34 protein-coding genes are annotated in these 19,437 nt (G+C 37.7%); all 34 read left to right on the top strand.

Features of this window, described 5'->3' with window-relative positions; translation table 11 throughout:
* Position 1 precedes the first annotated feature (1 nt).
* The 34 genes from JDW14_05270 (at position 2) to JDW14_05105 (ending at position 19,435) form a co-directional block, all read left to right on the top strand.
* A complete protein-coding gene (locus JDW14_05270) occupies positions 2–265 on the top strand; it encodes a DNA-binding protein (protein QQD64750.1) in 264 nt (87 codons plus the stop codon).
* A gap of 413 nt (positions 266–678) precedes the next feature.
* A complete protein-coding gene (locus JDW14_05265; protein QQD64749.1) occupies positions 679–873 on the top strand; it encodes a hypothetical protein in 195 nt (64 codons plus the stop codon).
* Entirely contained in the window at positions 870–1,805 is a 936-nt protein-coding gene (locus JDW14_05260; protein QQD64748.1) for a YqaJ viral recombinase family protein, read from the top strand. Before JDW14_05265 ends, JDW14_05260 begins: the two co-directional genes overlap by 4 nt.
* Positions 1,805–2,740, top strand: coding sequence for a recombinase RecT (locus JDW14_05255; GenBank protein ID QQD64747.1), 936 nt, complete (start codon positions 1,805–1,807; stop codon positions 2,738–2,740). The genes JDW14_05260 and JDW14_05255 overlap by 1 nt, the downstream gene beginning before the upstream one ends.
* Positions 2,741–2,756: 16 nt before the next feature.
* Positions 2,757–3,755, top strand: a complete 999-nt coding sequence (locus JDW14_05250) for a DUF4373 domain-containing protein (GenBank protein QQD64746.1) — start codon at positions 2,757–2,759, stop codon at positions 3,753–3,755.
* Positions 3,748–4,116: a RusA family crossover junction endodeoxyribonuclease gene (locus JDW14_05245; GenBank protein ID QQD64745.1), complete on the top strand. Its 369-nt coding sequence runs from the start codon at positions 3,748–3,750 to the stop codon at positions 4,114–4,116. The genes JDW14_05250 and JDW14_05245 overlap by 8 nt, the downstream gene beginning before the upstream one ends.
* A 2-nt stretch (positions 4,117–4,118) precedes the next feature.
* Entirely contained in the window at positions 4,119–4,571 is a 453-nt protein-coding gene (gene ssb, locus JDW14_05240) for a single-stranded DNA-binding protein (protein QQD64744.1), read from the top strand.
* Positions 4,572–4,585: 14 nt separating this feature from the next.
* On the top strand, positions 4,586–4,798 hold the full coding sequence (locus JDW14_05235) for a hypothetical protein (protein QQD64743.1): 213 nt from the start codon (positions 4,586–4,588) through the stop codon (positions 4,796–4,798).
* Between the two features lie 16 nt (positions 4,799–4,814).
* Complete coding sequence (locus JDW14_05230) at positions 4,815–5,297, top strand: hypothetical protein (GenBank protein QQD64742.1); 483 nt, start codon at positions 4,815–4,817, stop codon at positions 5,295–5,297.
* On the top strand, positions 5,297–5,542 hold the full coding sequence (locus tag JDW14_05225; GenBank protein ID QQD64741.1) for an NrdH-redoxin: 246 nt from the start codon (positions 5,297–5,299) through the stop codon (positions 5,540–5,542). Before JDW14_05230 ends, JDW14_05225 begins: the two co-directional genes overlap by 1 nt.
* The gene (locus JDW14_05220) at positions 5,530–6,084 is read left to right on the top strand and encodes a DUF3310 domain-containing protein (protein ID QQD64740.1); all 555 of its coding nucleotides are present in this window, start codon (positions 5,530–5,532) and stop codon (positions 6,082–6,084) included. Before JDW14_05225 ends, JDW14_05220 begins: the two co-directional genes overlap by 13 nt.
* Before the next feature lie 4 nt (positions 6,085–6,088).
* Positions 6,089–6,358 carry a helix-turn-helix transcriptional regulator gene (locus tag JDW14_05215; protein QQD64739.1) on the top strand — a complete coding sequence of 90 codons (270 nt, stop codon included), beginning with the start codon at positions 6,089–6,091 and terminating at the stop codon, positions 6,356–6,358.
* Complete coding sequence (locus tag JDW14_05210) at positions 6,327–6,575, top strand: hypothetical protein (protein ID QQD64738.1); 249 nt, start codon at positions 6,327–6,329, stop codon at positions 6,573–6,575. The genes JDW14_05215 and JDW14_05210 overlap by 32 nt, the downstream gene beginning before the upstream one ends.
* 36 nt (positions 6,576–6,611) lie before the next feature.
* Positions 6,612–6,854: a hypothetical protein gene (locus JDW14_05205; GenBank protein QQD64737.1), complete on the top strand. Its 243-nt coding sequence runs from the start codon at positions 6,612–6,614 to the stop codon at positions 6,852–6,854.
* A 12-nt stretch (positions 6,855–6,866) separates the two neighbouring features.
* Complete coding sequence (locus JDW14_05200) at positions 6,867–7,655, top strand: site-specific DNA-methyltransferase (GenBank protein ID QQD64736.1); 789 nt, start codon at positions 6,867–6,869, stop codon at positions 7,653–7,655.
* 20 nt (positions 7,656–7,675) lie between these two features.
* Entirely contained in the window at positions 7,676–8,107 is a 432-nt protein-coding gene (locus JDW14_05195; GenBank protein QQD64735.1) for a hypothetical protein, read from the top strand.
* 120 nt (positions 8,108–8,227) lie between these two features.
* The gene (locus tag JDW14_05190) at positions 8,228–8,389 is read left to right on the top strand and encodes a hypothetical protein (GenBank protein QQD64734.1); all 162 of its coding nucleotides are present in this window, start codon (positions 8,228–8,230) and stop codon (positions 8,387–8,389) included.
* Between the two features lies 1 nt (position 8,390).
* The gene (locus JDW14_05185; protein ID QQD64733.1) at positions 8,391–8,744 is read left to right on the top strand and encodes a hypothetical protein; all 354 of its coding nucleotides are present in this window, start codon (positions 8,391–8,393) and stop codon (positions 8,742–8,744) included.
* Between the two features lie 14 nt (positions 8,745–8,758).
* Positions 8,759–9,175: a transcriptional regulator gene (locus JDW14_05180; protein QQD64732.1), complete on the top strand. Its 417-nt coding sequence runs from the start codon at positions 8,759–8,761 to the stop codon at positions 9,173–9,175.
* Between the two features lie 202 nt (positions 9,176–9,377).
* Positions 9,378–9,866 carry a terminase gene (locus tag JDW14_05175; protein ID QQD64731.1) on the top strand — a complete coding sequence of 163 codons (489 nt, stop codon included), beginning with the start codon at positions 9,378–9,380 and terminating at the stop codon, positions 9,864–9,866.
* Positions 9,853–11,154 (top strand): PBSX family phage terminase large subunit, encoded by a 1,302-nt coding sequence (locus JDW14_05170; protein ID QQD64730.1) that lies wholly within the window; start codon positions 9,853–9,855, stop codon positions 11,152–11,154. Before JDW14_05175 ends, JDW14_05170 begins: the two co-directional genes overlap by 14 nt.
* Before the next feature lie 14 nt (positions 11,155–11,168).
* On the top strand, positions 11,169–12,671 hold the full coding sequence (locus tag JDW14_05165) for a phage portal protein (GenBank protein QQD64729.1): 1,503 nt from the start codon (positions 11,169–11,171) through the stop codon (positions 12,669–12,671).
* Positions 12,672–12,673: 2 nt separating this feature from the next.
* Positions 12,674–14,350 carry a phage minor capsid protein gene (locus JDW14_05160; GenBank protein ID QQD64728.1) on the top strand — a complete coding sequence of 559 codons (1,677 nt, stop codon included), beginning with the start codon at positions 12,674–12,676 and terminating at the stop codon, positions 14,348–14,350.
* A 5-nt stretch (positions 14,351–14,355) separates the two neighbouring features.
* Positions 14,356–14,631, top strand: a complete 276-nt coding sequence (locus tag JDW14_05155) for a hypothetical protein (protein QQD64727.1) — start codon at positions 14,356–14,358, stop codon at positions 14,629–14,631.
* A gap of 115 nt (positions 14,632–14,746) precedes the next feature.
* Entirely contained in the window at positions 14,747–15,298 is a 552-nt protein-coding gene (locus JDW14_05150; GenBank protein ID QQD64726.1) for a hypothetical protein, read from the top strand.
* Positions 15,299–15,313: 15 nt separating this feature from the next.
* Positions 15,314–16,195 (top strand): phage capsid protein, encoded by an 882-nt coding sequence (locus JDW14_05145; GenBank protein QQD64725.1) that lies wholly within the window; start codon positions 15,314–15,316, stop codon positions 16,193–16,195.
* A gap of 11 nt (positions 16,196–16,206) precedes the next feature.
* Complete coding sequence (locus JDW14_05140) at positions 16,207–16,434, top strand: hypothetical protein (protein ID QQD64724.1); 228 nt, start codon at positions 16,207–16,209, stop codon at positions 16,432–16,434.
* 33 nt (positions 16,435–16,467) lie between these two features.
* Positions 16,468–16,854 (top strand): hypothetical protein, encoded by a 387-nt coding sequence (locus JDW14_05135; GenBank protein ID QQD64723.1) that lies wholly within the window; start codon positions 16,468–16,470, stop codon positions 16,852–16,854.
* Positions 16,844–17,176 carry a capsid protein gene (locus JDW14_05130; GenBank protein ID QQD64722.1) on the top strand — a complete coding sequence of 111 codons (333 nt, stop codon included), beginning with the start codon at positions 16,844–16,846 and terminating at the stop codon, positions 17,174–17,176. Before JDW14_05135 ends, JDW14_05130 begins: the two co-directional genes overlap by 11 nt.
* Positions 17,176–17,568: a capsid protein gene (locus JDW14_05125; GenBank protein QQD64721.1), complete on the top strand. Its 393-nt coding sequence runs from the start codon at positions 17,176–17,178 to the stop codon at positions 17,566–17,568. The genes JDW14_05130 and JDW14_05125 overlap by 1 nt, the downstream gene beginning before the upstream one ends.
* Positions 17,569–17,588: 20 nt before the next feature.
* Positions 17,589–17,969, top strand: coding sequence for a minor capsid protein (locus JDW14_05120; GenBank protein ID QQD66506.1), 381 nt, complete (start codon positions 17,589–17,591; stop codon positions 17,967–17,969).
* The gene (locus JDW14_05115; protein ID QQD64720.1) at positions 17,970–18,419 is read left to right on the top strand and encodes a phage tail protein; all 450 of its coding nucleotides are present in this window, start codon (positions 17,970–17,972) and stop codon (positions 18,417–18,419) included.
* A gap of 57 nt (positions 18,420–18,476) precedes the next feature.
* Entirely contained in the window at positions 18,477–18,839 is a 363-nt protein-coding gene (locus tag JDW14_05110; GenBank protein ID QQD64719.1) for a hypothetical protein, read from the top strand.
* Positions 18,839–19,435, top strand: a complete 597-nt coding sequence (locus JDW14_05105; protein ID QQD64718.1) for a hypothetical protein — start codon at positions 18,839–18,841, stop codon at positions 19,433–19,435. Before JDW14_05110 ends, JDW14_05105 begins: the two co-directional genes overlap by 1 nt.
* Positions 19,436–19,437 lie beyond the last annotated feature (2 nt).

Raw genomic sequence — 19,437 nt, 5'->3', positions numbered from 1 at the left:
AATGGAGCTAACATTACTATCCGAAGAAGCCAGTCAACAATTGGTAGATAAACTGGCTGACTTGGTTGAACGAGAAGTTGAAAAACGGATGCAACAAAAAGAGAAACGCTATCTAATGCAGAAAGAAGTTTATGACGAATATGAATGCAGTAGTGTACTTCTTAAACGTTGGGAAGAAGCGGGATTGAAGAAGTTCCGTCATGGAACTCGTTGGATGTATGACCGTAGAGATATTGAAGCAGTTATCGATTTAATAAAAGTATAAACGCCTGCCAGCGTGAAGGGATGATAACGATGAAAGAATTACTAAAATATGTGCTAACGATAATCTGTGGGTTATTGCTTGGGTGCGCAATCGGTGCGGTCATCGAAAACCACAGACAAGCAGAACAGGAACGATTTTGGCATGAATATCGTAAAAACACAATGGACATACGAATGTGCAAACTATTATACAGTGACGAGGAATGCGAATGAAACAATGGCAGAAACATGAATTACACAAGTGTATGGACTTGTATAACAAAACTGGCAACTTTCAACATATCGTTGACAGTTGGAATATATTGGCATATACACGGCGAGATGCCGTAATGATAGAAATAGTAGAGTGGGCAAAAGAAAAAGTCCGCACGGCAATGCGGACTATAAAAAACACTTTCAAGGAGAGTATAACATATGTACGACAAAAATGAAATGCAGTTTTTTCCAGATGAACCTAAAATTATACACTATGATTTCAGCGGCGAGCCTATTTATGAAGGCGACGAGTATGTCGAATATGACGGAGAAAAAATCTTGTTAGATGACATGGCATATTACGCTAAAGAATACATATTTTCGTCAATTTATGTAGCGGGTGATTATGTATGAAAAGTTATCAAATAGCTAGTAATCATGCTGAATGGTTGACTATCCGAAGTAAGGGTATTGGTGGTTCTGACGTTGGAACATTATTAGGTTTGAATCCTTTTAAGTCTAAGTATCAGCTGTGGCTTGAGAAAACAGGACAATTAGAAGCACCAGATATTGGCAGTAATGTTGCGGTTCAAATTGGGAATGAATTAGAGAATCTTGTCGCAAGGCTTTTTATGCAAGAGACGGGGTTACAAGTTCAAAAGGATAATAAAACATATTTTCATAAAGATTATCCATTTTTGTTAGCGAACATTGACCGTAAAATTATCGGTCAGAAAGCATTATTAGAATGTAAAACCACATCGGCTTTTAATAAAGCGCAGTGGGAAGATGATGAAATTCCCGCTAGTTATATTATGCAGGTGCAACATTATTTGAATGTTCTGGATTATGATAAAGCCTATATTGCGGTTATCATTGGTAACCATGACTTTATTTGGAAAGAAATCGAGCGAGACCAAGAGCTAATTGATATGTATACCAAAGAGGCAGAAACGTTTTGGAATGAGCATGTGTTAAAAAATGCAGCGCCTGAGATTGACGGTTTGTCGGTTACTAAGAGTGCGTTAAATCTTGTGGAGTATGAGCCAGTTAATACATTGCCTATGTTTAAAGCACAGGAAGAACAGTTGGAACAAATAACGGTGATTAAATCGCAAATTGAAGAACTTTCTACCTTGCAGACAGAGCTAGAAAACAAGATTAAAGGCTACATGGTGGAACAAGAAGCAGAAGGGCTAGAATCAAGTAAATTTATCGTCACATGGAAAGAATATAATCGAACATCCATTGATTCTAAGGCGTTAAAAAAAGAAATGCCTGAAATCTATGATAAGTATAGTAAAACATCAACAAGCAAGAGATTTACAGTAAAGGAGCTTAAATAATGGCAACAACAGATTCGATTAAGAATGCCTTAGCAGAAAAGAAATCAGGCATGGTAGCAGCAAAGAATAACTCAGTGAAAGGATTGTTAGACAATCCAGTAATTCAAAATAAGTTCAAGGAAATACTAAAAGATAAATCGGCGCAATTTACGAGTTCGTTACTCACGTTAGTGAATAATGATGCCTATTTAGCAGATAGTCAGCCGATGTCAATTATTGCTGGAGCGATGCAAGCGGCACAGTTAGATTTGCCACTTGAAAAGCAATTTGGCTTTGCTTATTTAGTGCCATTCAATGAAAAAGATAAAGTTACAGGGCAATGGGTTAAAAAAGCGCAATTTGTATTAGGGTATAAAGGCTATGTGCAATTGGCACAACGTAGTGGGCAATATAAGCATATTAATGTGGGGACGGTGTATGAAGGGCAATTAAAGTCCTGGAATCCATTAACAGAAGAACTGGTGCTTGATTTTGAAGCTCAAGAATCAGAAGTTGCAATTGGGTACTTTGGGTATTTTGAACTGTTAAACGGGTTCAAAAAATCTGTTTACTGGACGAAAGAACAAATGGAACGGCACCGTATTCGCAACAATAAAGCAAAAGATAAGGCGAAATTAACAAATGTGTGGGCATCGGATTATGATGCTATGGCTCAAAAAACGGTGCTTAGAAATATGATTAGTAAATGGGGTATTTTATCCATTGAATATCAAAAAGGTGTCGTCAATGATGAACAGGTGTTAGAAGATTTTGATGATAATGGAAATGGCATCTTTAAGGATGTTACTCCAGAAGAGATTGCGGAAGCTGAAGTAATTGAAGCGCCATTTGACCCAGCAGAAGCGATTAATCATATTGAAGTGGATGAAGCAACAGGTGAAATTATTGGGGAACAAGAGGAGTTGTTTCCAACTAAGGTAAAATCAAAATTATAAAAGCAGGTGTAAGCAAGTGGCCAGAGCGATAAGAGAAGGCTTTGATTACTTTCCACTTGATACGGATGCGTATGGAAATCGAAAAATCAGACGCTTGCTGCATGCACATGGGTGTACGGGGTATGCTGTGTGGGTTGTGGCAATGCAGATGATTTATGGAGATAAAGGATACTATTTAAAATTTGACGATGATATGTGCTTCGATATTGGTGACAAGGTTGCTGTGTCTGAGGGTGCCGTTCACGAAATTTTAAAGTATTGCTTGAAGCTCGATTTATTCGACCAGTACAGCTTCCAAAAATACGGAATTTTAACTTCAAAAGGGATTCAAGAACAATTTGAAGAGATGGTTCGGCAGACGAAACGAAAAACGGTTGTCAAAGCAGAACATCGAATAAATTCGGAAGAAAAGCACATTAATTCGGAAGAAATGGGGATTAATTCGGAAGAAACCCCCAAAAAGTCGGAATTAATGCAACAAAGTAAAGTAAAGGAAAGTAAAGTAAAGGAAAATAAAGTAAATAATAGTACCACCACTATAAATAATAATTTAAATATAGGGGAGTCGCACAATGATGTTCAAAAGCAAAATGTGGCGGCGGTGGAGCAAAATGCGATTGCGTTTTATCAACAAAATTTTGGAGTAGCAAATTCTTATTTGATTGACCAAATCATGCAATGGGTGGGTGGTTTATCACATGAATTAGTGATTGCAGCTATGAAAATTGCGTTAGATAACAAAGCTCAGTTTAGTTATGCTAAAGCCGTTTTAAATAATTGGGCAAATCAAAACATTACAACGATTGAGCAAGCACGAGCGTATGAACTAAACCGTAAGCGGAATAAAAGCAAGTTCGGTAAGCATCAACGGGAGGAAGTAGTTCCGTCTTGGGCTAAAGAATTACCGGATAACGCAGAAAATCCAGTTGAGAAACTTAGTGCCGAAAGAGAAGAAGAGCTACGTAATCGTCTAGCTGAGTTGTTCGAAATGAGTGGAGATGATAGCGATGGATAAGCTCGTTATACCGGGTGAATTGATGTCGTTAAACGAGTATATTAGCATCGAAAGAGCGAATCGTCATTTGGCAGCTAAAGCTAAAAAGAAACAGACGAATTTATGTGCACTTTATGCTAGAAGTGCGAAAAATAGCGGTTTGATTATATCGACTCCTGCAAAGTTGAAATTTACTTGGTACTCGAAAAATAAACGCAAAGACGCAGATAACATCGCTTTTGCTAAGAAATTCATTTTGGACGGAATGGTAAAGGCGAAATTGATAGAGAATGACAATCAAAAACACATTATTGGGTTTGTGGATGAGTTTGTGTTGGATAAAGCAAATCCAAGGGTGGAGATTGAAGTGATTGGAGGATGACTATGAATCAAGTGGAATTAATTGGACGGTTGACGAAGGATATTGAATTACGTTATACGCAATCAGGGCTAGCAACAGCTAATTTTACTTTAGCAGTCAATCGTAGTGTGAAAAATCAAAATGGTGAAAGGGAAGCTGATTTTATTCAGTGTCAAGCGTGGCGAAAGACTGCTGAAGTGTTAGAGAAGTATACGAGCAAGGGGTCACAAATTGGAGTGGTTGGTCGTATTCAAACACATAATTATGAAAACCAACAAGGGCAGCGTGTTTATGTTACGCAGGTGGTAGTATCTGAAATCTACTTCCTAGACAACGCTAAATCAAAATCTAGGGGTGAAAACAGTGTGGGTAATATAATAAATTATCAGCCAACTGCTAACACGTCAAATAATGGCTATTTTAGCGATTTTGAAGGTGGTTCGATTGATATTCAGGAAGATGATTTGCCATTTTAAAAATAGGTGCTTGCATGAAAGTTAGATTAAAGAAAGATTACGAGTACATGGTTGAAGATTCAATCAGCCGAGAGATTATGGGATTTTTTGAAACAGAGGGATTAGCATTTCAGTTCATCAAGTCGCTGGAAAAGTGGTTAAAGAACGCAAGGAACGGCGAGGGGTACAGAGGATTACCTAGCATTTATCGTGTTCAGTGTGTGAAGAAGTGTGGACGGTATTATTAGAACAGGAGTGAAACAAATGAACGATTTAGTAAAAAAAGTCATTGAATGGCATGAAGAAAAACAGACGAATGATATTGAAAAACAGTCATTATATTTAGTCGCTGAATTTGGCGAGTTCGTGGGGGCTTATCTGAAAAATGATAGAGCAGAGATGATTGACGGGCTTGGTGATACGTTGGTGGTGCTGATTGGTTTGGCGCACTGGACGGGTAATGAGTTGGATTGGGAATTGGAATTAGATAGGGTTCTTCCAGCATTAAGTCCGAATGAGCGGATTGCATTTGGTACTAACACATTGAGCAGTATTCAAGTGGGTAATGTAGTGCTAACGCAAGGCTGTCCCGATGCTTTTTTAAACAAATTCTTGAAAGATTTGCGCGGTATCGCCTTATCTTTAGATTTAAATCTTAAAGAATGCCTGCAGTCAGCTTATGATGTGATTTCAAAGCGTACAGGTAAGACGGTTGACGGTGTGTTTATTAAGGACGGTGAAGCGTAATGAAAAAAATAACCGTTTATACAAAAGATAATTGTATCCAGTGTTATCATACGAAAAAGTTTCTGGATGATAATGAGATTCCGTACAGTTTGATTAACGTGACAAATGATGAAGCGGTGAAAAATGATTTGAAAGAGCACAAATTTGGCAGTGTGCCAGTGGTGGTGCCTGGGTCGTTTGATAAAGCGTGGGCTGGGTTTCAGCCTGACCGCTTGAAAGAATTGGTGGAGCAATGGAAGAAGTAAAGACTGGATATATCGTTGAATATAAGAACGAGCCAGCAAAGGTTATATCGGTGTTGGTGAATACGTGCGTGATACAGGTAAACGACCATCGCAAGACGGTTCGGTTAAGTGAAGTACGAATATTAAGTCGTGATTCTAATACGGATGTTAGAACGCTGCAAGTTTGTAAAAAGTGCAATCAGATTAAACTACCTGATGAATTTTCACGGCAGAGAGGTAATAAGCTACGTAACATTTGTACGGAATGCTGGGGCAAGAATATCAGTGAGAAGAAGGCACAGAAAGCGGACAAGGTAGGACAAAGCGAGACAGAGCATGATATTAAACAACAGGATAACGTGAATAGTCCACAACACTACGTTGGTAGTAATGGTATTGAAGTTAAAGATGTGTTGGAGGGTTTCGTTAAATCTTTAACGGGGATAACAGCACATCGCTGGTGTTCGGCTGTTGAATATTTATTGCGTGCTTATGAAAAAAATGGTGTGGAAGATTTGAAAAAAGCAGTAAAGAATATTAACTGGCTGATTGAGGAGAAGTAAAACGATGAAAAATTGTTTAAAAGAAATTAGAGAAGAATTTGGAATGACGCAACAGGACATAGCAAAGTTAACAGGAATGTCCGAAAGTGCTATCTTCCGTATTGAAACAGGGAAGAGGAGCTTTAATATAGATACAGCAATCAAGATTTGCGATTTATTCGGCATCACGATTGATGAATTGATTGATAGACGTGTACCAGAGCCGTCAGAAGAATTATTGAAGTTTGTGGAGGGGAAACGGAATGTGCAAAGCATTAAGCGTAGAATATGTTAATGAGCAGATTGAGGAATGGGGAAAAATCGAAGAATACGACGATGGTATTTCTTATTGTCCTTATTGTGGATATGCTCATGAATTGGATTGTGAAGATTGGCACGAAACTTTTGAAGATGAAACGCAATGTTGTGAATGCGGTAAAAGCTATCTTGAATCTATCGAGCTTGATTGTCGCAGATATACAACGACAAAGCGATTGGAAGTGGTGGAATAGATGAGCGATAAATATTACAAATGGTCGTTTATATTTATGATAGTTGCTATTATTTGTGTTACGATTACTGAAATTTTTAAACACGAACAACAGCCAGCACCAGAACGTGACCCGCTAGTAGAACAAATCACGGAAGCTAACGGTAAGCCTGTTTTGGTTTCCACAGTGAAATACGGTGACGATGTTAAACCGCATTATGCGCAGACGTATTGTCAGCTGTTGCCGTTTAAACGGCATATTGAAGATAATCAGATTTATTGTTGGACGGAAGTTGATTAAGGAGTGAGTGCAATGAAAGTAGAATTATATAATGACCACCACCAAAATTTTAAACGGTACAACATACCGAAAGCGCAATTAGTTATTGCTGATATTCCTTATAATTTGGGAAATAATGCGTACGCAAGTAACCCCATGTGGTATAAAGACGGGGACAACAAGAACGGAGAGAGTGAATTAGCTGGTAAAGCGTTCTTTGATACAGACCATGATTTTAGAATCGCTGAATTTATGCACTTCTGCTCAAAAATGTTAAAAAAAGAGCCTAAAGAAAAGAATCAAGCACCAGCTATGATTGTGTTCTGTGCATTTCAGCAAATGCAAATGGTTATTGAATATGGCAAGCAGTATGGATTCAACAATAGTTACCCGTTGATTTTTGTAAAAAAAAGTTCTTCTCAAGTTTTGAAAGCGAACATGAAAATTGTTGGGGCGACAGAATATGCAGTGGTTTTATATCGTGATAAACTACCTAAATTTAGAAATGGTAAAACTGAAACTGAGAAAGGAAGAATGATAAAAAACTGGTTCGAATGGAAAACGGATAATAGAAAGGAAATACCAAAAATTCATCCAACACAAAAACCTGTTGCGATGTTAAAAGAATTGATTGAAATTTTTACAGATGAAGGAGATGTCGTTATAGACCCATGTGCTGGTAGTGGTACAACTTTGCGAGCGAGTGCAGAATTGGGTAGACCTAGTTATGGCTTTGAAATTAAAAAAGATTTTTATAATTTGGCAAAGGAAAAAATGCTTGCTGAAATAGCTGTAACAGAAAAATTGTTTAAACTCGAATAGATTTAAAGGAGAAATTGAAAATGAAAGAAACGTTTATAGTATTTAGAGACCGCAGCGGTAAAATGTTTTTAGCGGAATATCAGAATAATAATGGCACTTTAGCAAGTTATGGTAAATGGGTTAATTCTATAGGGTGTGCGTTGAAGTTGCCACTAAAAGATTATGAACCAAATAGGGAACATTACGACTCATTAGCGAAAGCGTTCAACACTGAAATTGTTAAAGTTGAAGCTGAATATACAGTCAGTGAAATTAATGCGAGTGATGTAAGAAGTATTACGCTTGACGCAAATAAAATAAGCGGTATCAAAAGCGGTATCTCTTTTAAAACAATTACTAATCCTATGGTAAATAAATTAGCGTGTCGAGTGGCTACTCTTGAAGCGAAACAGGATAAAACGACAGCAGAAATAAAAGAGATGATTTCACACTTGCAACATGAAAGATATTAAGGTGAGTAAATGGAATTGATTTTTATTTTAATAATATATCTACTGTTAGCGGTGGCGTTGTATCTAACAATTGTTCATGTGACTATGTTACGAAATAAAATAGAAAAGATTGAAAAAACAATGGAACATAACGCTTATAATATATTTCAATCAAAACAAACACTCGATGATTTATACCATGAACAATTAAGAGTTAGAGGGATTATCAGTTCGTTAGGTAATCGAATCCAACGTTTAGAACAACGTCGCCCATTTCCACGAAAGCAAAAAGGGCGTAGATAAAATGAGAGCGAAAGAAAAAGTGGATTTGTGGTGGGAAGTTTTGCATCTGTCAAGTCTACCAGTTGAAGAAATTGATTACAGTCCGAGAGTAATAATGTTGAGAGATATTTTTTATAAAGAAAGTGAGGATGACAGCAGGGCTGAACGAACTCGGTATGTGCAATTTGAATGTGATAGAGAACGTTTAGATAGTTTGATTTCGAAACTGAAACTCACTAAAGTTGAAATATCTTTAATGTTAGGTAGGAACAGAGATTATTTGACTGTGATTTTAAGACGTGGAAGGGCAGAGGAAGCATCAATTTTAGAGATAAATGAAATGCTGAATGAAGAAGTATTGAAGATTTGTAATTAACAGGTGGTGGTTATTTGAAGAAAAGCACATTTAATTATATAAAAGACATTCTAAAAGATTATCCGAATATAGACAGATATATCAAAGAGCGAGAATTGGAGTTACGTATTCCGAGTAAGCAGGATGATTTAAATTCAGGTATTCGTGGTAATCGAGTGTCAGACAGTATGACAAATATGTTAATCACGATAGAACAAGACCGTCGCCTATCGGCTTTGGAACGCAATAAGCGAGTGATTGAAGATAATCTAAATAATTGTGATAGCGATACTAAAAAAATTATCGAGGAATTATATATTGAGCGATATCCACGATATAAGATGCAAGGATTAGTTGATAATATGCTTATTAACTGCGGGAGAACTAAGGGGTTCCAGTTAAGAGATAGATTTTTTGAGAATGTTGCGGACGATTTGAGGTTAGATAAATAAAACGGACGAAAAACGGACTCAGAGCATTAAAAAAAATGTTATTATAGTATTGTGGAACGTTGAAGAGTTCCGCTGACTTCCTTTTTAATTCCCGTCGTCTATAAGCGCAGGAACGTATTCGACGGGTGCACCTTGGGTGTAGTATATATTTTTCAAGTCGACTTTGTCGGCTTTTTATTTTGGAAACGAGGTGACTAAATGGGTGGATAGAGAATTGAATAAACAAGAACAAGACTTTGTGGCTTTTTTAGTCGCTGGTGATACACAGAGACAAGCATATCTAAAAGCTTTTAAACAAGCTACAAGGTGGAAAGAAACAACCGTTGATAATAGGGCTTCTAAATTGTTTAATAGTGATGAGGTTCAGGCTAGGTATCGCGACTTGTTAAAGCAAGCAAAAGACGCTGCATCAAACATGGCGATATGGTCTAGGGAACAGGCTTTCAGTGAATATGAATGGTTAAAAAACCAAGCAAAATCAGATATTGAAGAACAAGGTGTTAGACAAGCAAACTCTAACGCCTTTTTAGGTGCGATTGAGGGTATGAATAATATGGCCTTTAGAGATATTGAACTTGCTGATAAGAAACTCAAATTGGAAATTGAAAAATTACAAGCTGAAAATCAAGAGGATGAAATGACTATCACAGGCTTTGTGTTTGATAGAGGTGCGATTGATGAGCGAACTTAATTTAGCCGCTTTGGTTAATCCGACTTTTGATGAGGTGTTGTTCTCACCTAAAACGCACAAAGTTTTAAAAGGTGGGCGCGGTTCAACTAAATCATCGGTCATTTCTATTCAGTTAGTATGCGAATTTTTGAGTGATGACAAAGCGAATGTGATTGTTTTGCGTAAAGTTGGAAAATATTTGCGAATGTCAGTTTACGAGCAAATTAAATGGGCAATTTATGCGTTGAAACAAGAACGTCAGTTTGAGTTTAAAAAATCACCTTTGCAGATTATTCATAAGCGAACACAAACGGGTTTTTATTTCTATGGTGTTGATGACCCGATGAAGCTAAAATCGCAGATTATCGCAAATGGCTATGTTCATGCGGTGTGGTTTGAGGAGCTAGCGGAGTTTGCAGGACGTGAAGATATTGACGTGGTAGAAGATACGTTTATTCGACAAGAATTACCAGATGATAAGCAAGTTAAAGTATATTTTAGTTATAATCCGCCAAGGAATCCATTTGATTGGATAAATGAATGGATAACAGAAAAGGAACTAGACGATGAATATTTAATACATCACAGTACTTACTTAGATGATGAACTTAACTTTTTATCTAAGCAGATGAAGCGGAAGATTGAAAAATACAAAGAAACGGATATTGAATATTATCGATGGATGTATCTTGGTGAAGTCATCGGAATGGGAACGAATGTGTACAACATACAGATGTTTCAACCGCTTGAATCCTTACCGTCGGACGACCCTTTAATCGGTATTATGTTTAGTTTAGATGGCGGACATCAACAATCAGCAACGGCTTGTGGTGCTTACGGCTATACCAGTAAAGGAAATTTGATACGGTTAGATACGTTTTATTATTCACCACTAGGACAATCGATTAAGAAAGCACCGAGTGAATTATCTAAGATGATTCATGAGTTTAGATTATCAGTGTTGAAGCGATATGCGGGTGTTCCGGAAGTGAATAAGACGATTGATAGCGCTGAAGGGGCGTTACGTAATCAATATTTCCATGATTATCAAGAACGGTGGCATCCGGTGGCTAAGAAGAAGAAAATCACGATGGTTGACACGGTGATTAGTCTTCTAGCAGAAGGACGCTTTTATTATTTGGATACTGAAAGTAATAAGGTGTTTATTGAAGAACATAAGACGTATCGTTTTGATGAGAAAACGATTCATACAGATGACCCTAAAGTCGTTAAAGAAAATGACCACACGTGTGACGAGTTTCAGTATGTAATCCTAGATAACGCTAAATTGCTAGGCTTGAAAGCTTAGGAGGTGATGGACACATGGGATTGTGGAATAAAATAATGAACTTTTTTAGATATGGAGGTGAGACAGTGACGACATTAAATACTTTTATTGACCATCCGAAAATTGCAGTGACGTCGGAAGAATATAACCGAATATTGAATAACTTAAAGTACTACAAAAGTAGCTTTGATGATGTTAAATTCTTGAACTCGGACGGCGATGCGCATACACGTAAATTTCATCATTTGCCAATTGGGCGTACTGCTTGTAAGAAGATAGCAAGCCTAGTATTCAACGAACAAGCAGAGTTTAAAATTGACGATGAGGGAGCCAATGAGTTTATTAATCAGGTATTGAAGAATGACCGATTTAATAAAAACTTTGAACGGTATCTTGAAAGTGCGTTAGCGCTAGGCGGTATGGCAATGCGGCCTTATGTGGACGGCAAGGATATTAAAGTGGCTTTTATTCAAGCACCGGTGTTTTTACCGCTGCAGTCTAATACACAAGATGTATCAAGCGCAGCGATTATTATGCGGTCGGTGAAGTCAGAAGGCAGTAAGCAAAAGTACTACTCACTGATTGAGTTTCACGAGTGGCAAGAGGATAGTTATATTGTGACGAATGAACTTTATAAGTCCGATACAGAAGATAGAGTCGGTGAGCGCGTGCCATTGTCTGAGTTGTACGAAGGCTTGAAAGACGAAGTGCCATTGAGCAAGTTATCACGTCCACTGTTTACGTATCTGAAAACACCTGGGATGAATAACAAAAATATCAACAGTCCACTGGGATTGTCGTTATTTGATAATGCTAAATCAACGATTGATTTTTTGAATCGAACGTTTGATGAATTTACTTGGGAAGTTCGCATGGGACAACGTCGTGTGGCGGTGCCTGAGCAAACGGTTAAGACGGTGGTTGACCATTTTGGTAATCAGAAAGTATTGAGAAAACACTTTGACCCTGACCAAAACGTCTTTGTTCAAATTGGTGGCGGTGATATTGATAAGCAAATTGGTATCACGGATTTAACAACTCCAATCCGTTCAGAAAGTTATATTCAAGCGATTAATGAGGGCTTATCATTATTTGAAATGCAGATTGGTGTATCTGCTGGTATGTTTACGTTTGATGGTAAATCGATGAAGACAGCCACTGAAGTAGTGTCTGAAAACTCGGATACCTATCAAATGCGAAATAGTATTGTGTCACTGGTTGAACATTCACTGAAAGAGTTGATTATTTCTATCTGTGAGTTAGGTAGTTTGTATGGGCTATATCATGGTGTGATTCCTAACTTTGATGATATTTCAATCAATTTAGATGATGGTGTCTTTACTGATAAATCCAAAGAATTAGAATATTGGTCGCAAATGGTGGCTAGTGGTTTTGCTAGTTCTAAGACAGCAATTATGAAGTTGCACGGAGTGACGGAAGAAAAAGCACTTGAGATGTTGAATGAAATTAAAAACGAAATGGTTCAGCAATCCAACAACGTTAGAAGTGAAGAAGATATTGACGTTTATGGTGAATAATCATGAAATGGGATTTTATTCAAAATGATGAACAGTTGGATGCATTCGTTAATCAAATTGCGGATGTTTACCATCAACTGACGTTGGATTTATTCGATGAAATTATTAAGAAGTTGCGAGCCAGAGGGACTGCAAATCTTAATAAGACACCCTATATTTGGCAACTGGAGAAGTTGAATGCTTTGCATTTGTTGAATGAAGCTAATGTGAAGTTGATTGTTCGTGCTAGTGGTATTGCTGAAGCCAAGTTCCGTGAAATCATTGCAGATGAAGGGTATAAAATCTATCAGGATACTAAGCAGCAGTTGTTAGAAGATATGGGCAGAGACGGTACAAATGTTGATAATTATGAAGTTCAACGAGCTTTACAAGCACTAGCAAGTCAGTCGTTTAGAGAAGTGGATAACTTAATTAATACGTCACTGCCACAAGCGTCAAGAGCGATGTATCAAGACATTGTCACGCAATCCGTCGCAAGTGTCGTGACGGGTACGAAATCAGCTGAACAAGCGATATCCGAAGCGACGATGTCAATGTTTAAACGTGGATTTACTGGTTTTACGGATAGGGGTGGTAAGCGTTGGAAAGCAGATGTTTATGCAAGGAATGTCATTAAATCAACCGTGTATCGTACGTACCGTGAAATGCGAGAGAAACCTGCTGAAGAAGTTGGCATCGATACTTTTTATTATTCTGTTAAAGCAAGCGCTAGAGAAATGTGTGCGCCTTTGCAGGGGCAAATCGTGACCAAAGGACTTGCGAGAACGGAAGCAGGAGAAAGAATATTATCCTTGCTTGATTATGGTTATGGTGAGCCTGGTGGATGTCTAGGTATCAACTGTGGCCATGTGATGACACCGTTTATACCTGGTGTTAACTACAAACCCGAATTACCCGATGAGTTGAAAAATTTAACCGAAGAACAAGCGATACAAAATGCGAATGTGGAAGCCAAGCAACGGGCGTTAGAAAGACAGATTCGTTATAACAAAGAGATGTTACATGTCGCTGAGCAATTAGGTGATAAAGGCTTGATTCAAAAATATAAGTTGAATGATATTAAGTTGCGTGGTGCTTTGGATAGCTGGATTAAGAAACATGATTTCTTGCGGTATGATATGGAACGTGTGAAGTATCATAAGTCAGGAGTTAAAGCTGACTATAAGAATGTTATTCCTGAAGCTGAATATGAGCGAATGGCTAAGCGATACAAACGTTATAAAGATGTCCTGGGTGATAAAAATGTGCCGAAATCACTCGATGATTTGATTAAAATGAAGTATAATGATAGTGAGAGATATGGATTCTTGAAAGACTATTTTACTAGCCGGAAATCCAATATGATTTCAGCATTTTCTAGTTTTGGTGACTATGTAAAGTATAAGAATCGGGTAGAAAAAGAAATAGTAGGGCAAACAACTTCAGACGGTATTGTGATTAAATCTCAGAGTAAACATTTTATTGAACGGTTGTTAGGGACTAATGCAGACCCTAAAACTGGTAAGTTTAGGAGTGGTGTTGAAGTAGAACACGTTATTGATGCACTAAAAAATGGTAGAGTACGTCCTAGTAATAGCGACTCAACGGTAACTGTGTACTACGGAGAATATGCAAAGGTGACAGTAAATAATATTACTGGACAATTGATACAAACTGTTCCGCAAACAAAAAGGAGGTAGTGTTAATGGAAATCAAAATAACAGAAAAACAATATAATTTTATTAATGAAAAAGCACCTTCTTTTAAAGTTGAGTTTGCGGTGAGCACTAATTACTCTATTGATATTGTGGATGGATTTGTTATTTTTCATTTTAATGACATAGATACATATGACGATTTTATGAATGCGCTGGATTTAGCGATTGTGCACGATGGAATGATAAACCAAGATGTCGTTAATGATGTTGGGATTGAGCTGTATAAAATTTACGATTCTATCATTTATGGAGATAATGATTAATTAAAGCACGTAACTATAACAGTTAGGTGCTTTTTGTGTACGCAATTTTATGTCTTTATCTGCAGACGTTAAAGAACAGAAATAAGCGACCTATCGCTATATAGGAGGGCCTAGAATGGCAGAAGAACAAACAAGTGTTGACCAAGCAACCAATCAAAATAACTTGGAAGTTGAGGAAACAAAGGTGTTTACTCAAGAAGATGTCAATCGTATTGGGACTAAAGAGCATAATAGTGGTTATTCTAAAGCGATCAGAGACCTAGGCTTTGAAGATGCAGAAGCGGCTAAAAATGCTTTGAAAGCCTATCAAGATTGGCAGGAGTCGCAAAAGTCGGAAGCTGAAAAGCAAAGTGAGGCTTTAAAATCAAAAGAAGAGGCATTATCGAATGCGGATAGCCGTATTAAATCCTTAGAAGCAGAAAATGCTGCTTTAAAACAAGGGGTGATTGCTGATTCTGTTGAAGATGTGGTGGCGCTAGCGGAACGTTTGGTGAGTGATGAAACAACGATTGACCAAGCGATTCAAAAAGTGCTAGAGAAATATCCACACTTTAGTGGTGGCCAAGAAGAAGTGAAGCCGACCTTTTCAGCAAAGGGTAATCCATCGGTGGATATGGGGGTTAAGGCAAAAGACCCATTCCAGGATGTTATAGACAATTACAAATAGAACAGGAGTAAAACAATGACAAATACAAATCAAAATTTAGCGGTACGTACGTATCAAAAACAATATAAAGGTGTATTATCAACGGTATTCGAAGTAAGAAAAGCGTTCTCTGGTGCAACATCAGCGATTCAAATTTTGGACGGTGTTCAAATGAATGCGAAAGCTTTTTCTGTTAAGACAAACAACACACCAGTGGTTATTGGTGAATATAGTACGGATGCTAATACTGGTATGGGAACAGGAACAGCAAAGTCTACCCGTTTTGGTAATTTAGTTGAGGTAATCTATGCGGATACGGATGTGGAGTATGACTATACTTTAGCAATCCATGAAGGAATTGACCGCTACACGGTTAACAACAACTTAGATGCGGCAGTTGCTGACCGTTTCAAATTACAATCAGAAGCACAAACACGAAAAATTAATAAGCGTATTGGTAAATATTTATCGGATAATGCTGGTAAGACTGAGACGTTAGCTGATTTTACTGAAGCGAATGTTAAGAAGTTATTCAATGATATTAATGCTTATTATGTGAATAACGAGGTGACAGCGCCAATCACGGTGTATTTACGTCCAGAATTGTATAATGCGATTATTGATATGCCTGCTAACACAACGGCTAAAGGGTCATCAGTGTCATTAGATAACAATGGCTTATTAAAATACAAAGGCTTTACGTTGGAGGAAACACCAGCGCAATACTTTGAAACAGGAGTAGCAGCAATCTTCTCACCTAATGGTATCGTGATTCCATTCATTGGTATTACGACAGCTCGAACAATTGAAGCCATTGACTTTGATGGTGTTCAATTACAAGCAGCTGCTAAAGGTGGTACGTTTATGTTAGATGACAACAAAAAAGCCGTTGTTAAAGTAACCTCTGCCGGATTATAAGAGGTGATTAAATGAAGCATAAAGTGAACGTTAACTTTTTCTTGGAGAAAGAAAAAGAAGAGTACACGGCTGGTGATGTGGTGGAAATGGAGAAAGTGAAAGCAGATGATATTAATGTCCGTGCTGAAGCCATCCATCCGACTTTAGGTAAGTTTCTGACGGCACTAGAAGAACCGGAAGAAAAGCAAAAGAAACCAAGCCGTAAAGTTAAAAAAGAAGTTGAAGGGGCAGATGAATAATCCGCCCTTTTTGCATTGAGGGGAGGATTATTTATGGTCTATTTAACTGAAGAAGAGTTGGAAAGGTTTGGGGTTGAGTTATCTCAAACGTTTAGCCAATTGTATTTACCTGCTGAAACATCCTTAATTTTATACACAAACAATTTCTACAATCATGTCGATTTTGAGACAGATGTTCCGGAACGTAAGGAGCTTTTTAAGCGAGCGCTAGCAGTTCAAATGGCATATCTGGATAAAACGGGTGTTACATCAGTTGAAGATAGAATTGTAGCGTCTCACTTTAATATCGGACGCACGATTGTGACGCTGAGTGACCGTTCTAGCGATTTTATGGGTGGACGGTATAATTTATCAGCTGATGCTGAAAACTTGCTGAAACTTGCTGGTTTTGGCTATTCTGGGGTGTCTTATGATCGATAAACGTTGGTTAGTAGATAGTTTAAAAGTGAAGTTGCTAGTGGGGAGAGATGAGTGGGGGAAGGAATCTTACGGTGAACCGTTTGACCTTTCTCCTGTTCGTTTTGACCGGAGTGTATCTGTTCAGCATTATGTTAAAAATAGTACACGCTCACATCAAGGAGTGATTTTTATTTATCCGGAATATGTATCGATTGACTTGGATTATGATTGGCTACATGCCATTATTATTGATGGGCAACGTGAATACAAAGTAACTGGGTTTCAAATAAATATGCATCCGTTTCAACCGAAAGTGTTTAGCTATGAACTGGAGGTAGTGTAATGGGCGTTGAAGTTAAAGTGGATTTAAAAAAGTTAGAAGCTAAAGTGGGACCTGCTGCAGTTGTTCGTGGGCGAATTGCGATGATTAATCAGGCGTTGTTAGATATGGACCGTTATGTACCACGCTATCGTGGCGATTTAAGGGCATCCGCTAGTGCTACTAAAGAGGGTGTAAAATATTCAGCGGTATATGCTAGACGTGTCTATTATGGTAAGAAGAATGATTTGTTTTACACGGACAAACAACGGCGTTGTTTTTTTGCAAATTTGGAAGAGATTAAAAAGTATAAAAAGACACCGGGCACAAGTGCTAGGTGGGATAAAAAAGTTCCTGCTGAAACTAAGAAGCAGTGGGGTATCGTGGCATTGAGGGCAATGGGGGTGAATCCTTGAAAAAGAATGATTTTCAATTAATGTTGATTCAACATTTAAATACTTTGTCGCTACCGTTAGTGGCTCGGCTAGATTTTTTATCTGACCAGGAAGACTTGGTTGTGTATTCACTGCCAGGGGGAAAGGTTGAAAAATCGTATATGGACGGCACCACTGAGATGAGTTTGCCGTTTGAAATTGCGATTAAATCTAAAGACCAAAAGACATGTGATGCGACCTTATGGTTGATTGAATCTGCGTTGTCTGACCCTTTTTTAGAATTGCCAAGTGAACAGAATGCCTATCTCTTCTTAGGATTGACGGTAGATAAGCCTTTCTTGAATGAGAAAGACGAACAGGGCTTTTTTGTCTATGTGGTGGATGTAACAGCAAAATTAGAAATTAATGGAGGAATAAATTAAATGAGAAGAAAAAATGCCTTACGCAAACATTATATTGCGCCTTACAAAGGTGAAGAAAATGCAGAATCAATTGAATTTAAGTTATTAGCTAAGTATATCGCAACGGCTAATGATGAAACCGATGAAGATACGGATGATACGGGGTATTATGACGGTGACGGAACACCTGAAGAAACGGTTATTAGTGTTTCAGCAGGGTATTCGTTTGAAGGTGTGTATGACCCTGAAGATGAAGCACAAAAAATTATTGCAGGCATGCGATACAAAATCGGAGATGACCGACGCGTTTGGTTTAAGGTTGTATCATCCGACGGTAAAATGCAACATGTCGGTGTAGCCAATGTTTCTGGAATTAAAGCTGGAGACGGCGATGCAACGGAATATGAAAAATTCGAGTGCACCATTCGTTGGATTAAGTTGCCAAAAGAAAGTGCCGTTGTTGGTGGATAAAAGTGTTATGGGGGGCATTACGCTCCCTTTTTGTTTTGATAAAGGAGTGAATCATTAATGGTTAAATTTATAAAGCGTCGAAATGTTATTCCAGTAGATTTTGGAGAGTTTCAACTTGAATTTGTGGCAAACGATGAGAGTTTAAAGCGATTTGAAAATAGTGCGAATAGTTTTAAAGACCGTGGCGAAGAATATGCTGAAAGACAAGATATAAAGATTGTTGAAGAGATTAAATCAGATTTGAAAGTGGCTATCACAGAATTATTTGATGCAGAAGCGTTTGATAAGATTTATGCGTTTGCTGGCGAATCCACAGTACAAGCGTTGAATATCTTTTTAGAAATGTTTTTTGGCATTGTAGATGAGTATAAAGCACAAACGGAAACTACGCATAATACCTTGTCTAAGTATTTATCCTAATGGATTTATCAAGACCATTAAAAGATGAGCTGGTGCTGGATTGTGGTACGTATGCTTTAGATTTATCGTTTAACCGTGTTTTTAAATTAATTGAAATGTTGTCGGACAAAGAGGTATTTCCAATTATTAAAGGCTATGTTGGTTTGATGATATTGACGGATGTTAACTTTGAAGAAGTATTAGCACCACAAGAGGCACTAGAAGTGTTGCAGTTGGTAATCGAAGAGCATATTCAACCGAAAACGGACAAGGTGAAGCCGATTGAATATGATTTAATGGGGAATCCATTACCGCAACTCAAGCAAGAGGAAGAGGATGATATCGGAGATGAGCGTCCTTTATTTAGTTTTAAGCACGATAGTGATTATATTTATGCGAGTTTTATGCAGGCATATGGTATTGATTTAATTGATAAGCAAGATAATCTTCACTGGCGAAAATTTAATGCATTGTTAAATGGGTTGCCTGATAATACAAAATTCATGAATGTGTTGCGTATTCGTTCTTGGAAACCGTCGAAGCATGATGATGCTAAGTACAAAGAGGAGATGCGAAAGCTTCAAAATCAATATGGGTTGCCTGATGATTCTTATTAGAA

The organism is Aerococcaceae bacterium zg-252, assembly GCA_016237705.1.
Classification (GTDB): Bacteria; Bacillota; Bacilli; order Lactobacillales; family Aerococcaceae; genus Globicatella; species Globicatella yangjingiae.
This window is presented reverse-complemented; position numbering and strand designations above follow the sequence as displayed.